We start from the raw sequence: 15,674 nt of genomic DNA on the forward strand, positions 1-15,674 counted from the left end.
TTTAGTTGATTAGAATGAAATGGAGGTTCCGAACATCACTTTACGGGCGGTAGGATACGTTCCCCGGTCGATACCAATGTTGTTATTATTGTTGTTGTTGGTACCGGCTTCCGGGTCCATACCAATGTAATTGGTGAAAGTGAAGAAATCATCGAGTGATACATAGAACCGGGCAGATTTCATATGTAAGTTCTGCATCAGTGATTTGGGAAGGTTATATCCCAACTGAATCTGCTTGATGCGCATGAAAGCTCCGTTGAATACCAGGAGGTCACTGTTCCATGCTTTGGGATCAGTTCCTGCACGTGGCTCGGTCGCTGTGGTATTATCAGCCGTCCAGCGGTTTTTGAAGAAATATTCGGGGCGGTTGATGGTCGGACGGTCGTTGCGAATCCAGCCCATCAATACATCGTTACCGGACGTTCCCTGGAAGTTCACGTTGAAATCGAAGTTCTTGTACGATGCGTCGAGACTTCCACCGTAATAGAGGTTCGGAATGGCACTTCCAATGTACTGTTTATCGGCTTCCGTTACATTATTGGTCGGCTGACCACTTTTGTCGAGGAAGATGGGATCGCCGGTTTTCGGGTCGATACCTTTGGTTTTATAACCATAGAAGAACCAGAGCGGCTCGCCTTTTTGAACCGCCGTGGCAGTCCATCCCGGACCCACCTGGGCACCGTAGAGACGGTCGAGTGTCGGGTTGAGGTAGGTCACTTCGTTCTTCAGCGTCGACATATTCAGGTGAATACCGTAATTGAAATCATGGATCTTACTCCGGTATCCCAGTTCGAACTCAAAACCTTTATTGGTTACGTCGCCGGCGTTGATGGGCGATGCTGCATTTCCGGCTTCCAGTGCAGGCGTATTCTGTGTGATGAGATCGGTTGTTTTCTTGTTGTAGTAGTCCATGGTGAACGTCAACCGGTCGCGGAAGGCACGAAGATCAAGACCCACATCTGTCTGAACACTGGTTTCCCAGCGGAGGTTCGGGTTTTCGAGCTGTGAGGGTTCGAATACTGTTCCGAATGAACCATCGGCCATCGGATAGGTCAGCGCATATCCATTACTGGTCGATGAGATGAGTGAAGCATAGCTGTAGTTCCCCAGGTTGGAGAGGCTACCGTTCTGACCCCAGCTGGCGCGAAGTTTAGCACTGGTGACGAAAGATTTCGGGAAGAAATCTTCGTTGGAAATTACCCATCCCCCAGAAACGGCAGGGAAGATTCCCCAGCGGCCGCTCTTAGGCAATTGTGACAGGCCGGCTCCATCGCGGCGTAAACTACCTTCGAGGAGGTATTTATCTTTATAGTTGTATGACAAACGGCTGAAGTAACTTACTTTCCGATTGTCATAAATGCGACCGTTTACCTGGTCGTTTTTCTGTGATGAGATGAAATCGAGCTGAGCATACACCGGATTTTCCATAATCATCGGACCACCCTGTGCATTGGTAATGCGGTGTGTGGCTTTTTCGGATGACATACCCAACAGTAACGTCAGGTCATGATCGCCGAACTTGTGGTTATACGAAGCAAAGTTTTCGAACATCCAGTCTTTCCAAAGATCATTGTTATCAATCACCTTGGTTGCACTGTTATTCCGCTCTGCAGTATAGTAATACGTCGGATTCCAGGTGTGATAATTCTGGTAGGTCAGGTTCAGGTTGAACCGTGAGGTGATGGTCAATCCCTTCAGCGGCGTCAGCACAGCATACACATTTCCCTGCAGTTGATCCTGTTGGGTCTGGTCTTTGGTGATGGCCTGCGTAACGAATGGATTGACAATTTCTCCGAAAACGTATTTGGAAATACCATAGTAATTTCCGTCCGGAGCTTTCAGAATCGGATTTCCGTTGTTGATGAAAGTCTGAACGTGTGCGGGTACATCGCCGGTATATTCTACCGGAGTAGCCGGATCAATCATCAGAGCGCTACCGATAACTCCACCAAACTCACCACCCGATTCGTTAATGGCGGCGCGTTGACTGTTGGAGTAGGCGAATGTATTTCCGACTTTCATCCAGGGCAGAATCTGGTGATCGGAGTTCAGCCGAACCGTGTAGCGTTTGTATTTGTCCTTCGGACCTACCACGATACCATCCTGATTGAGGTACGACATCGACAGCATGTAGGTGGAACCATCTTTTCCTCCTGAGAAGGAGATATGATGCTTCTGCATGGGAGCGGTTTCGAAGATGGCGCCCAGCCAGTCGGTGTTGTAGGTCTGGTCGACATTCGAAATTAATCCGGCTTCGTTCATGAAGGTGCTGTACTGTGAAGTGTTCATCAGCTTCGGCGTATGCCCCACACTTTGGATGCCGTATTGGAAATCGTAAGTGATGGTTGGTTTCCCTGATTTACCTTTTTTCGTGGTGATGATGACAACACCATTACCACCTTCGGCTCCGTAAATGGCAGTGGAGGCCGCGTCTTTCAATACCTCCATGGAACTGATATCATCCGGATCGAGGTTCGAAATATCGGTGGTTTTGATACCATCGACGATGTAGATCGGATTGGAGTTGTTGTTTGATGAGTATCCCCGAATCCTCACTTTAATAGGAGCTCCCGGAGCTCCGGATGCGTTGATAACCTGCACACCGGAAGTTTTTCCCTGCAGCGCCTGTTGCGCCTGCGAAACCGAAGTGTTGCCGATATCGCTTGAACTCACACTGGCAATGGCACCGGTGACAACGCTTTTCTTTTGTACACCGTATCCTACGGCTACTACTTCACCAAGACCAATGCTTTCCTCTTCCATCTTTAAATTGATGGTGCTTTGTCCGGTGTAGGCAACTTCCTTGTTCTTCATTCCCACGAAGGAGTAAAGAAGGGTTACGTTTTCCGGAACATTGGTCAGGTGATAAATACCATTGGCATCGGTGATGGTACCTTGGGTTGTACCTTTAATTACTACGGTTACGCCGGGAAGAGGTGCCCCGCTTCCGTCTGTCACCTTACCAGAGACTTCGTGTCCCTGGGGTTGAGCATTCCCCGTGGCATCGTCAGTGGTGCGCGACAGGACAATGTGATTGTCGTTGATGCTGTAGTTGACCGGTGTGCCCGCGAATAAGGCATCGAGCACATCCTGCAGGCTGGTTTCCTGTTCATTCAGGCTTACTCTTCGGTTGACATCGATTAACTCGCTGCTGTAAATGAAGGAATAGCCTGTTTGCTTCTCGATCGTTCTCAGGACATTCCTGACAGTTGCATTGTTGACGTTCAGCGATAAATTGGCGTTTTGCGCGGTTGTTTTGTTCGCAAATGAGCTGAATGTGGCCAGTAAGACCATGAGTAGTGTCACTCTCATTTTGACAAAGATTTTAGCTCCCCACATTTCCCTGAGGAAAGGAGGTGCCTGTTTAGAGACTTTTTTCATAGATTTGAAACACTTTTAATTAAACTATATTTACGAATATGGTTTTTTCGGCCGGCGAGGTTCTGCCCAACTTCACCGGCCTTTTTCATTTACCGTTGTGTTGCATAGATTTTAATTTGTTTTCTGGTATAGGTTTGATCGGCCTGCTGTTTTTCTGCCGTAACCTCATAGCGAATGGGCAAGGCTTTTTTCAGCAGGTTCAATGTTTGCATCAGTTGTTCTTTTTGGAAGGTGGCGGTAATCGGCATTTCTTTCAATGCTTCGTTCGCCAGTATGATATTGACATTGTACCACCGGCTTAGCTTTTTCACGGCGATACCCAGTTTTTCATCCACAAAAATTAGTTTGCCATCGCGCCATGCGGCATATTGCATGGGGTTGACCTTATTGATGGTAAAGGTTTTGTTTTCGAGGTTGAGACGCGCCTGTTGTCCCGGTTTGATATCTACTCCCTTGTCGATGTGGTCCGACGTCAGCGAAATATGGCCCCGGGTCAACGTTGCTTCAAAATATTTGTCCTGAGAATAGGCGTTCAGGTTGAACTCTGTACCGGTAACGGTTGTGATCATCAACGGATTTTCGACAATGAACGGCCGTTTAGTATTGTGTGTGACCTTGAAGTAAGCCTCACCGTCGACGAAAACTTTGCGCTCTTTCCTTGCAAATTTTACCGGATAACGAAGCCGGGTTCCGTCGTTCAGCCAGACCTGGGTTCCGTCGGCCAGTTCTACTTTCGTAATGCAGCCCGGTTTGGTGAATATTTCCCGGTAGGTGAGTTTCTCCGAGCGGGAAGACTGGTATTGACGAACGGACCACCATCCGGTGATAAACAGTAACGGGATGAACAGTATCGCCGCAATTTTGCGGAAGCCATTGATAAATCGTTGAGAACGCGATCGCTTCCCGGAAATCTTTTCTGAACTTTCTTCATCGAGAAGGTCGATGCGGCGGTGAATGGAATGCAGCATCGAATCGAAATCGGGAGCCGGACCTTTGATGGCTACGCGGTTCTCCTCCCAAATCTCGGTGAGGTAGCTGCGCACCAATAACTCATTCTCCGGAAGGGCCATCCACGAAACTACTTCCCTGGCGGCTTGCTTGTCCAGTTTTCCACTTAAATATTGTAAGAGCAAGTCTTTATTCATCAACAGCAATTCGTTTTACACAGATAATACGTAAGGAACCGTCCCAACCCCTATCAATGTGTTTTATAACACATTCTTGGGATGGGGGCTCCGTTTTCTTTTCTGAGTAAAGGCTTAGCTGTTCTGGTAGTCTGTTTGGTTTTCGGTGTTACCGAACAAAAAGGAAGAAAAATAACACGCCCAGGATGCCGTATTGTGACAGTTTCTCCCGGAAGGTACGCAAAGCTGCGGTCATCTGATTTTCGACAGTTTTTACCGAAATGCTCAACTGCTCGGCAATCTCTTTGTTCGATAATCCTTTTTCCCGGCTTAACAGGAATATTTCTTTTCGTTTTTCCGGCAGTTTTTCCAGAATGTCATGGTATATCTTATCGATGTTGAAGAACTCGATTTCCAGCTCTGCATTGTCATCATTTACCGGAAACTCTTGATTGTTATTTATTTGAATGGAGGCCAGCAGATTTTGTTTCCTCAACTGGGTAATGACGTCCCGGTAGGCAATGGTAAACAGGTAAGATTTGAACGAGAATTTTTCTTCGATGGTATTACGACGTTCCCAAACCTTGACGAATACATTTTGCACGATCTCTTCCGCGTCGGACGGATTTTTCAGGATGCTTGTTACAAAGGCGTACAACCCTTCGGCATATCTTCCGTACAGCGCGTCGAATGCCTCGTGATCTCCTTTTTTTAGGCTGGATATTAGCTTCAGGTCTGTAGTTTCGTTCATCTCTTATGTTAAGATAACCGCACGTGTTAGGTTGCTGAACCTGCGATTTTAATTGGTAAAAGTGAGAAAAAAAAATTACATCTTCAATTAAAGAGGTGACACGAAAATAGCCCGACATTTTGTTATTGTGACGAATCGAGAGGGAGTAATGTACTTATGTGTTGATATGGGCAAAGGATTGGTCGCTTTTCCTGACCTTGCGATCCTCGCGGTATTTGCCGGGAGTAATGCCGGTTTCTTTTTGAAATGCGCGGATGAAGGAATTCAACGATCCGAATCCGGACAGATCGCCAATATGTTCCAGCGTATAGCCGTCGAACGATTCGGTTTCGAGCATCCGTCGGGCTTCCTTCACACGGTGATGGTTAACATACGTGCAAAAATTCATCCTGTAGTGTTTGTTGATGATGCCCGAAACATAGGTTCGGTTACTATTAATCATTTTTGACACTTCCCAAATTTTCAGGTCTTTGTTGAGGTAAGCTTTTTCTGAGGTAAAATATTCCTCCAACTTAACTACCACATCGTTGGGTTCCTTTTCCGGACGTTCTTCCTGGGGGTACATTTCGTCGAGTTTGACAATCTGACTAACGATCTGATCTTGCCGGTTTCCCAGGTATCCGATAACAAACAGTAAGACGGAAAAAATGAATGACGGAATGAGCAATTTCACACTGTTGTCGAGAAATGTGCTACGCCCAAGGGCATTGAAGATGAAACCTGCCAACGAGGTAAGCAACAGAAAAATATACATCAGCTGCGCCCAATTGAGATTCAGCTCTTCGGGGTTGGAATAATATTGAGCAATATTCTCTTTATGATGTCTGATGAGTCGTATGTTTAGTATCAGGTAGGCGAATATTTGAATGCCAAATACTAGTCGGCTCAGCAGGAAGAGCATTTGGTAGGCATCAATCCAGGGGTTGCCGGAGAGGTAAAAAGAATGTGAGCCATGTTCTAAGTGGTGAATATAGGCGAGTCGGTTGATTGGTCCCATGAAAATAATCAGAAACAGACTGGCGACCGCCACGATAACTCCGGGAAGGTAGTGAAGCAGATCTGAAGGCTTTAGCCGGGTTTCCACTGTCAGTAAGCGTACGTAGTGGTAATACATCGGAAATACAGCTAAACTGGTGAGCGTGTAGATCCATTCATACCACGTGAAAATCTGAAAATTACGGGTAAAGTAAAAAGCATGCCCCAGGTAAAGAAAAAATGCCACCATCATGAACATGCCAAGCATAAACTTGGCCCGGTTTATCCGGAGCGTTCCGATGGTAAGCACGATCGCCCAAAAAAGGGTCGCGTAAAGCGGATTGAGCACAGCCAAATATCGTATCATAAGCTGTTAGTGCAGTAAGTCAATTAATTCTTGAATGCGACCAAATGAGATCAACTACCTAAGGGGGAAGAAAAATGTACCAATTGAAAATTGGTTTTTACCTTCTGCAAGATACAAATAATCTTTTTGTCATACTTTCAAATGCATTAAGGTAAATGAATACAGTATTTTTTTGGGTGTTTTTTGGAGTAGATACACCTGTTTCTCTCTCCTGTCGTTTGTGTCTGTCACAGCTGCAGGTGGCAACTTGGTTCACATTACACATTGAGTTTTGTGCTTAGGTTACAATTCAGGTGAAAGGCAAATGTTTGTGCCATCTGCACATGAAGGGTGTTCCGGGGGGGCACCCTTCTTCATTCGGGCCATTCGTCAATGCTGTTGATACGCGAATTAGGGATGAACGCGATTGGAATTTAAAAACGCAATCCGGTGTCCAATGTCTTCTCTACCGGACTGGCCAGCATTCGTTTGGGAACTACGTTTAACGCTTCCTGCAAAAGAAACTCGATCAGGCGGTTACTTTTTGATATACGGGTGGTAACCAAACTGATCTCACGAACTGGTGGTGTTCCGGCTATTTCTTTCATCATTTGCTCTTTTTCAGGACTTACCGAAAGGGTGGCCATTTCAGGAATGAAAGTAATACCGCCGCTGTTTTCCACCACTCGGCAAAGCGATTCGATGGAGTTGGACAGATAGACGATATTCTGGTACTCGCCGGGTTCTTTCGCATACACACATACCGAATCGACCTGGTTTTGAAAGCAGTTTCCTTCCTGCAGATACCACATCTCTTTCAAATCAACGTTGTTTAAATCAATGCTTTCAGCTGAATACAACTCGTGCTGTTCGGATACATAGAGGTAGAATTTCTCATAGAAAAGCGGACGGAAGACCATTCCCGGCGCCGACACCGGAGTGGAGATGAAGCCTGCATCCAACAGGCCGTTTTTCAGTTGGGTGATAATCTCTTCGGTCTTTAATTCCTTTACCGTTAGCCGGATGTCGGGATATTTCTGAGTGAACTGGTCGAGAAACATGGTAAACCAATAGGGTGCAAGTGTTGAGATGACTCCGATCCGGAGTTCTCCCTCCGGCTTTTTCTCCAGCTCGAATGGCAAATCTTTCAATTTATCGGCCAATAGCAACAGTTCCCGTGCCTGTTCGGCAAAGATTTCTCCTTCTGCGGTAAGTGTTATACGGTTTGGAGAGCGCTTGAACAATTGCATGCTCAGCTCTTCCTCGAGTTTACGGATTTGCAGACTGAGGGCCGGTTGTGAGATGTGCAGTCTTTTCGCTGCCAGCGAGAAAGAATCATGTTGGCTCAACTCCAGGACGTATGATAATTGCAAAAGTGTCATTGTATAATCTTTTACTTATGGATGTATAAATATTTATAAAAATAGAAAATATCACCTTTGGAATATCAAAAACGGAAACAAACAATTTAAATATCGAATCATGGAAACAAAAAGAACAAACAACAACGTAGTAGCGCAATTGAATAATGTACTGGCCGACCTGCAAATCGTTTATCAAAACATGCGGGCGATGCACTGGCTGATTAAAGGCCCCGATTTTTACCAGCAACATAAGATGTTTGAAGGATTTTATACCGAGTTGGCTGATGTGGTGGACGACGTGGCCGAAAGAATCCTTACGTTGGACGGCGTGCCGTATCACCAGTTTAGCGAATACCTCGATCAGACCAGTATCGAACCGGTTGCCGAGGTGCCTCGTGGTAAAGAAACACTGAAAATAACTGTTGAAAACTTTGAGCATTTGCTCGGCGAGTACCGCGAAATACTGGAAGCTGCTTCGAACATTGGTGACGAGGGAACCGTCGCGTTGTTTAGCGAATTTATTGCCTCTACCGAGAAGAAGCTGTGGATGCTGAACGCTACCTTATCTTGAAGTAAAGCTTTTTAAACAGACACTGCTACACAATATGGGATGGGAAGATAACTAGTTTTATTGAGCAGATTATTAAAGGAATAAGTTCTGTTCCCATATTCTGATAGTAACAACCCCGAGGGTATCTGCTTTGGCAGGTGCCCTTTTCTTTATGGTTGCGGTGGTGAGCTTTCTAATGTATGGTAAGTGATGAATCGCGTTTCACCGCTTTGTCCGTCTACATCGAAAGTTTCGGTTGGTTTGCCAACAGCAGGCGACAGATGCAGAGTGAGATGATTCTGTCCGTTATGAAGCGGAACACGGATGTAGCCAACCTCGTAAGGCAGAGTCTGCCAGTTGCGGGTGTCTGCTTTTTCAGTGACCGCGTTTGCCAGACTGACCAACATGCCGAGTGCGTCGTTCTTTTTGCTGGCAGCTGCTTCAATTCCTTTCTTGACGGCCAGTCGCAAGATCGCTTTTCCCATTTCGCGCAGCAAGCGGTCGTGCAATGTTTTGTGTGCTATCGCATCGATGTTTTCTGCTAATTCAAGTTGATAGGTTTTCCCTGAAGCCGTTGTTAAAGTAGCAGAGTTGTATACTGGTCGCCGGTCGGAGTAGCGGGGCATGGCCACCCGGATGATACGTAAATCGTCGAGCTCTGATTTTTTACTAGATGTGAGATCGCCTATGTAGACTGGGAATGAGAGTCCGTACTGGTCGTTCACAAAGTTTGCCCAGCCTCCCTCGCCCTTTACCATGGCAAAGTTCACAGACCATTCACTTTTCACCGGACCCAATCCGTTAAGCCAAAAGAAAATTACTGACGAGCCGACGGAATCGGTTGGCTGATACTGAAAGCCAAACTGATCTTCGTATTGATGTTGTTCCTCGGTGAAGCCGGTTAGCGCTGCGGTTCGGACCAAATCATGTTTCAGTTGTTCGGGGGCTGTCAACCCGAAATTTTTAGCGTAACTACTTTGATAAACATCGTAAGCATTCCGGTAGGAGATGAAGGCATTGTTATAATCTTTCAGGGCATCGTATATGAGGCCGGTGAGAAGATGCGCAAAGGCATCGTCCTGGTACCGGTTCTTGTGGTCGGGATACTTGTCGTTTATCTCATGCAGCTGAATGTTGATTCTGCGGCATTCCACCAGCGCATCGTCGTATTGCTTCAGGTCGATGTAGTTGAGGGCCTGGTAAAAGTGGATGAGCACTTTCTCGAAGTCTTCCGCCCGGTAAGGGGTAGCCATCGGATTGGTGACCAGGGCCAGCGCTTCAGCGCCGTAATTGGTGCTGTAGTCTTCAATCATGTGGTCAGCCTCGCCAAACAGCTTGATGCTTTCGCGGTAATCGCCCAGCATCCGTGTGGTAACTCCGCGGTTGAGCAGGTAGAGCAACCGGTCTTTGGGTTTTACCTTTTTCTCCGACTGCTGAATGATTTTCTCGGCATTTTCGATGTTGCCACTTTCGAATGCCTGGTAAAATGCCTGATTTTTCTGGTAATAGGTGGCACATCCGGTGAAAAGCAACAACGGAAAAAGACACACTCCGGTAAGGAAAAATATTTTCTTCATGCCGGGAAAGGGTTTGACAAGTTTGCGGAAATGGGAAAACAGCCCCGTGTTTTCCGGTTACCGGAACAGGGCTGTTTTATTTTTTTTGATACGAATTTTAGTTGCGGACGGCTTTCTTAATTTTCTTTTCGCCCATCCAAACAACTTCATTGGTTTCGAGATTAGTCAGCTCTTCGTTTACCTGGTAGAAAATGACTTTTTCGCGTTTGTACGAATCGACGATAGAGCTGATATCTCCCTGCATAATAAAGTCGGCACCCAGTTCGCGTCCCCACTTGGCTGCTGTGCCCGGCGAGGCATAAGTGTTTTGATCCTGACGTTCGGCACGAAGCTCGTCGCGTTTGGCGCCAGCCTGTACAAGGCGCACTTTCCCACTGTTGATAAACGACCGCTCGATGTCGTTAATGTATGTATCGGTATCGATGTGTTCGTGCGATTTGTTATAAACCAGTCCTACAACCACAACAGGTTTGCGTCCGTGTGCTCGTTCAAAATCGTCGAGCCAGCGTTGATTGAGCACTTGTTCGGTGAGTGCTTGTGCAGTGAGTCGCGAGTCAGTATCGTTCCAGCGACCGCTCAGATCGATAGCCTGATCGGTGGCTACACGGGTTACTTGTCGTGAACAGGAGCCCAGTATCAGGGCAAAAGTTATCAGGCCAAATAATTGAATTTGTCTTTTCATGATGATTCCTTTTGGTTACAATCTACTTTCGGTTTTCTCTTTTACAAAATATATACCGTAAGTTAAGACGATTGTTCGAATTATGCCACGTTATCTAACCACGACTCGTTCAAATTGTCGCAAAGGAAAACTCTGGAGCTAAATAGAAGAAGCTTTTCTTACTTTTTTATCTTTGCCCGAAAACACTCATGAGCTTCCGGAACATCCTTTTTGATTTAGATGGCACGCTTACCGATCCTAAAGAGGGAATTTTCAACTCCATTCTTTATGCTTTGCGCGAAATGAATATTGAAGCGCCTAAAGAAGAGACACTCCTTTCTTTTATTGGTCCGCCTCTGCACGATTCGTTCAAACATCATTTTTCCCTTACGGATGAAGAAGCTGACGAAGCAGTTGAACTGTATCGGGTTTATTTTCCCGAAAAGGGAATGTATGAAAATGAGTTATATGAGGGAATTCCCGAATTGCTTTCATCTGTTAAAGCGGCAGGAAAGAAGATCTATCTCGCCACCAGCAAACCCAAGGTATACGCTACCGAAATTCTCCGTCATTTTGGATTGCTGCCGTTTTTCGATGGAATTTCCGGCCCGGAACTCGATGGTACCCGTAATCATAAAGCGGAAGTGATTGAATTTCTTATCCAGGTATATGGCATTGTTCCGGAGGAATCAATAATGATTGGTGATCGGCTGCACGATATGAAAGGAGCTTCAACACACAACATAAAAGCGGTTGGCGTTACCTACGGATACGGTTCAGTCGGAGAGCTTCAGGAAAACGGAGCCTGGAAACTGGTTGACTCGGTAGAGGAGCTGGGCGATCTGTTGATGGAAAATTAAGGCAGAGGGGCAGGAAAAGGCAAAGAGGATAGATGGAGATTACGTGAACAAGAGAGGCTGAAAACTTTGAATGCCGAATGTTCTCCCGGGAAATCGGGATTGAATTGATTTCATATCCCAGGGAATCTTCGTTCGTACCAACAATAATCAACGGTCTTTTCTATTTTCAGTTAATTTTAAAATGAAACATTTGGAATTCAGCATTTCTTCTACCACTCGATCGGAGTTTTCCCATGTTGTTCCAGGTAGGCATTTGTTTTACTGAAGTGGCGGCAGCCGAAAAAGCCGCGGTCGGCTGAAAAAGGTGATGGGTGAGGTGCTTTTAACACGAGATGTTTATTGGTATCGATGAACTCGCCTTTGCGTTGGGCGTAAGCTCCCCACAGTAAGAAAACAAGGTTTTCCTTTTCATCAGCGAGTTTCCGGACCACTGCGTCAGTAAAAGTCTCCCAACCTTTGTTTTGATGCGAACCGGCCTGACGAGCCCGGACCGTTAATGTGGCATTGAGCAGGAAAACTCCCTGATGTGCCCATCGCTCAAGATTACCGCTTTGGGGTGCAGGAATATTCAAATCGTTGTTTAACTCTTTGAAGATGTTCTGCAGAGAGGGTGGAAAAGCGATTCCATCCTGAACGGAAAAGCAAAGTCCGTGTGCTTGGCCGGGGCCGTGATAGGGATCTTGTCCGAGTACCACCACTTTTACCTGATCGAACGGGCAGGAATCGAAAGCATTGAACATTTTCTTCCCGGGAGGATAGATGGTGTGTTGGGCATATTCATCTTTGACAAATTTCACCAACGATTCAAAATAGGGTTGATCGAATTCTTCGTATAATACATTCTTCCAGCTTTCTTCTATTTTGACATCCATAAAAAAGAGATGTTAGATTCAAGATTTTAGACTTAATCTTATTCTGATTTTTTTCGCCTTTGCCTTCTCCTGAGCCTGGTCTTCAGCCTTTATTGTTTATTTTTATTGTTCACGGTTCATTATTATCACGGTTCCACCGGATAACTGAATTCTTCATTTTTCGGTCGTGGAAGAATCCGGGACAACAGCAAATAGCCGACGACCCCGGCTACCAGCGAACCGCCTAAAACACCCAGTTTTGCAGCGTTTAGCATCGAAAGGTCGAAGTAGGCCAGGTTGGAAATAAAGAGCGACATGGTGAAGCCCAAGCCTCCCAGGATAGCGACTCCAAACATATGCGACCATTTGATATTTTGCGGCAACTCGGCTAATCCAATTTTCACACCGCCCCACGAAAGTAGTGTAATACCCAACGCTTTTCCAACAAATAGCGCCAGGGCCACACTCAGGCTCAAATAGCCGTACGGTCCCATGTTGCTTCCATCGAGCACAACACCTGCGTTACCGAGTGCAAATACCGGCATAATGAAATAGTTCACCATTTTGTGCATCATGTGTTCGATGCGTTGAGCCGGGCTCTGAACCATCTTTATCTGTCGCTTCAGATTATCGAGTTTATGTATTTCCTGGTCGGGAAGGGTGTATGATGTGGCACAATCGTCGCACATGTTGAATTTGTCGACATGGTCGTTGAATTCATTTGTCATCAGATTCCGGCGAACCGGAACGGTAAAGGCTACCAATACACCGGCAATGGTGGCATGAATACCCGATTTCAGGAAGAAATACCAGACAACGGTTCCGATAACGACGTAAACCCATGGCTTGCGTACTCTCATCCAGTTGAGGATAAGCAACAGGGAAATCAGTGCCAATGCCTGCATCAGGTATTCCAGTTGGAGGTTCGATGAGTAGAATATGGCTATGACCATGATAGCTCCAAGGTCGTCGACAATGGCAAGCGCTACCAGGAAAATTTTCAGCGAAAGCGGAACTCGTTTTCCCAGCAGACTCAAAATTCCCAGTGAAAAGGCAATATCGGTTGCCATCGGTATTCCCCAGCCTTGTGCACCGTCTTTTCCTAATGTGAGGGCCGAGAATAACAGTGCGGGTAATATCATGCCTCCTAAGGCTCCCAATGCCGGAAGTGCCGCTTTCCGCATGCTCGACAATTCACCGGCGATCACTTCGCGTTTGATTTCCAGGCCAACTACAAAAAAGAAAATGGCCATCAAGCCATCGTTAACCCAATGCAGCAGGTGCATCCCAACTTCGAAACTGCCCACTTTCAGGGCAATTTCGGTATGCCACAGGTGTTCGTATGTGTAGTGAAAGGCTGAGTTGGCCCAAAGTAGCGCAATGATGGTACAGACGATGAGCAAAATACCTCCCGAGGCGTCATTCTCGAGAAATTGGTGAAATCTCCGGCGTGACGCCTGGATAACTCTTTTAGGAACCATTTCCTGCATAAGGTGAAATTGTCGTCAGGTTAAGAAAATTTTTGACCAAGCGGCCTGAGAAATAACCCTGCTAAGGTACGAAATTCCCCCTCCCGGGAAAATTTCAGATCAGACTACCTGATACAAGATAACAAAAAATAACCGGTGAAGTTTGACAAAAATATAGCGGTAGTTGGTAAGTATTGAATCGCTCTATTAGTGTATTTGTATGTAGATAATTAGCAAAGGCTGGTAAAGAGCTTTAGCGATGATTCGTCACAATTGTTCTGTTTCGTGCAGATGAATTAAGAGAAGTTTGAGATGCGCAAATAATTCAAAATGTTCAGATTCACTAGTACTTGTTTCGGGTATTGTTGTTAATACAAGAACTTCTGTGTAAACATGCACAACTCTTAAATCTTTTTAAAAAATTTTAACAATGACTTGACTTAAATGTAAAATTATCTTTAATTAGTACCTGCAAATATTGGAAACGCGATAAATGATTCTGATAAGTAAAGAGGAAAGCCGAAGATTGACAGTGAATGGTATCAAACGCTATCGTCAGCGCATGCAGATACTAAGTTTGTTGTATGAGCATCGTTCGCTGTCGGCATCTGATTTAAGTAAGGAGGTTCATATCAGCCTGCCTACGACTAAAACATTGCTCGATGAATTAATCGCACTGAAAGCGGTTGAGACCAGCGGTATTGGCGAGTCGCGCGGAGGGCGGAAACCGGCTCTTTACAGTTTAGTGGCTGAAGCTTTTTATATCGTTGCCGTCGATATGGGACGTTATAAAGCTAAAGCTACCGTTTTTAATTGCCACAACGAAGAAGTAACCCCCATCCGGTTTATTGAAACCAATATCGACGATCCCAGGTTGGTCGATAAACTTCACGAAACAGCAACGGAAATGGTTCGTGATGCGGGTATCTCGGAGGATAAGATTGTGGCAGTGGGCGTTGATATGCCCGGGCTGATAGATTCGGTGGAAGGAATCAATTATACCATCAAGAATCCCTCTTTACGAAATGTAAAAAAGCGTTTCGGTGCCAAATTTCAAAAGATTGTTTACATCGACAACGATGCCCGAATGCAGGCCTTTGGTGAATTTGTTTTCGGGAAAGCGCAAAATACCACGAACTCGGTTGTGCTGAACTGGAGCTGGGGATTGGGACTCGGCATGATTCTCAATGGTCAGCTTTATAGCGGTTCGAGAGGATTTGCCGGCGAGTTTAGTCACATCAGGCTGGAGGACGAAGGCGAACTGTGTATTTGCGGCAAACGGGGATGTATCGAAACCATGGCATCGGCTCATAAACTACTTAGCCTGGCGAAGAATGGCGTTAAAAATGGTACGATATCACAGCTGACCCGGATCTTCAAGAATAATCCGGAGGAGATGCAGGCGGAAGATGTGGTTAGTGCCGCCCGTGGAGGAGATGAATTCGCTATATCTATTTTAAATCAAGTAGGCAGTGCTTTAGGAAAGGGACTTTCCATTCTGATTCAATTGCTTAACCCGGAATTGATTGTCCTGAGTGGTCCTATTTCACAAGCCAACCAATACATAATGACACCAATCCAACAGTCCTTAAACCAGTATTGTCTGGAAAATATCTGCAGTAACGTACGTCTCGAAATTTCTGAGATTGATGAGCACTCGGGTTTGCTCGGGATAGCTGCCATGCTTTTCCAAAAGGTTTTTGGTGACGCAATGGATGAACTCAAGTAAATAAGCAATATAGCAGTCCTGTCATTTGCTATTGCA

Annotated in this window: 12 protein-coding genes; 3 read left to right on the forward strand and 9 right to left on the reverse strand. The window is 45.8% G+C overall.

The genetic code is table 11. From position 1 onward, the window contains the following. Positions 1-9 precede the first annotated feature (9 nt). The 5 genes from GJU87_RS03185 to GJU87_RS03205 all read right to left on the reverse strand — a co-directional run bounded on the left by GJU87_RS03185 (position 10) and on the right by GJU87_RS03205 (position 7,959). Positions 10-3,381: a TonB-dependent receptor gene (locus GJU87_RS03185; RefSeq protein WP_228491842.1), complete on the reverse strand. Its 3,372-nt coding sequence runs from the start codon at positions 3,379-3,381 to the stop codon at positions 10-12. Between the two features lie 89 nt (positions 3,382-3,470). Then, a complete protein-coding gene (locus GJU87_RS03190) occupies positions 3,471-4,526 on the reverse strand; it encodes a FecR family protein (RefSeq protein WP_153638173.1) in 1,056 nt (351 codons plus the stop codon). Positions 4,527-4,674: 148 nt separating this feature from the next. Continuing rightward, complete coding sequence (locus GJU87_RS03195) at positions 4,675-5,256, reverse strand: RNA polymerase sigma factor (RefSeq protein ID WP_153638174.1); 582 nt, start codon at positions 5,254-5,256, stop codon at positions 4,675-4,677. Positions 5,257-5,410: 154 nt separating this feature from the next. Beyond that, on the reverse strand, positions 5,411-6,598 hold the full coding sequence (locus GJU87_RS03200) for an AraC family transcriptional regulator (protein ID WP_153638175.1): 1,188 nt from the start codon (positions 6,596-6,598) through the stop codon (positions 5,411-5,413). Positions 6,599-7,011: 413 nt separating this feature from the next. After that, entirely contained in the window at positions 7,012-7,959 is a 948-nt protein-coding gene (locus GJU87_RS03205; protein WP_153638176.1) for a LysR family transcriptional regulator, read from the reverse strand. Positions 7,960-8,059: 100 nt separating this feature from the next. Here GJU87_RS03205 and GJU87_RS03210 point away from each other — a divergent pair, with 100 nt between their 5' ends. Next, positions 8,060-8,512: a Dps family protein gene (locus tag GJU87_RS03210; RefSeq protein ID WP_153638177.1), complete on the forward strand. Its 453-nt coding sequence runs from the start codon at positions 8,060-8,062 to the stop codon at positions 8,510-8,512. A gap of 149 nt (positions 8,513-8,661) precedes the next feature. Here GJU87_RS03210 and GJU87_RS03215 read toward each other — a convergent pair whose 3' ends face one another. Both GJU87_RS03215 and GJU87_RS03220 read right to left on the reverse strand, forming a co-directional pair. Further along, the gene (locus GJU87_RS03215; RefSeq protein WP_153638178.1) at positions 8,662-10,068 is read right to left on the reverse strand and encodes a COG3014 family protein; all 1,407 of its coding nucleotides are present in this window, start codon (positions 10,066-10,068) and stop codon (positions 8,662-8,664) included. A 97-nt stretch (positions 10,069-10,165) separates the two neighbouring features. Beyond that, positions 10,166-10,750: a penicillin-binding protein activator LpoB gene (locus GJU87_RS03220; RefSeq protein ID WP_153638179.1), complete on the reverse strand. Its 585-nt coding sequence runs from the start codon at positions 10,748-10,750 to the stop codon at positions 10,166-10,168. A gap of 188 nt (positions 10,751-10,938) precedes the next feature. Between GJU87_RS03220 and GJU87_RS03225 the strand changes: the two genes are divergently transcribed. After that, complete coding sequence (locus tag GJU87_RS03225) at positions 10,939-11,589, forward strand: HAD family hydrolase (protein WP_153638180.1); 651 nt, start codon at positions 10,939-10,941, stop codon at positions 11,587-11,589. Positions 11,590-11,798: 209 nt separating this feature from the next. Here GJU87_RS03225 and ung read toward each other — a convergent pair whose 3' ends face one another. Both ung and nhaA read right to left on the reverse strand, forming a co-directional pair. After that, positions 11,799-12,461, reverse strand: coding sequence for a uracil-DNA glycosylase (gene ung, locus GJU87_RS03230; protein ID WP_153638181.1), 663 nt, complete (start codon positions 12,459-12,461; stop codon positions 11,799-11,801). A 125-nt stretch (positions 12,462-12,586) separates the two neighbouring features. Beyond that, on the reverse strand, positions 12,587-13,930 hold the full coding sequence (gene nhaA / locus GJU87_RS03235; protein WP_228491843.1) for a Na+/H+ antiporter NhaA: 1,344 nt from the start codon (positions 13,928-13,930) through the stop codon (positions 12,587-12,589). 472 nt (positions 13,931-14,402) lie between these two features. On the opposite strand from nhaA, the gene GJU87_RS03240 reads away from it, so the two are divergent. Further along, on the forward strand, positions 14,403-15,638 hold the full coding sequence (locus GJU87_RS03240; RefSeq protein WP_106543225.1) for an ROK family transcriptional regulator: 1,236 nt from the start codon (positions 14,403-14,405) through the stop codon (positions 15,636-15,638). Positions 15,639-15,674 lie beyond the last annotated feature (36 nt).

Origin of the sequence: Prolixibacter sp. NT017 (genome assembly GCF_009617875.1) — a bacterium.
Lineage (GTDB): Bacteria > Bacteroidota > Bacteroidia > Bacteroidales > Prolixibacteraceae > Prolixibacter.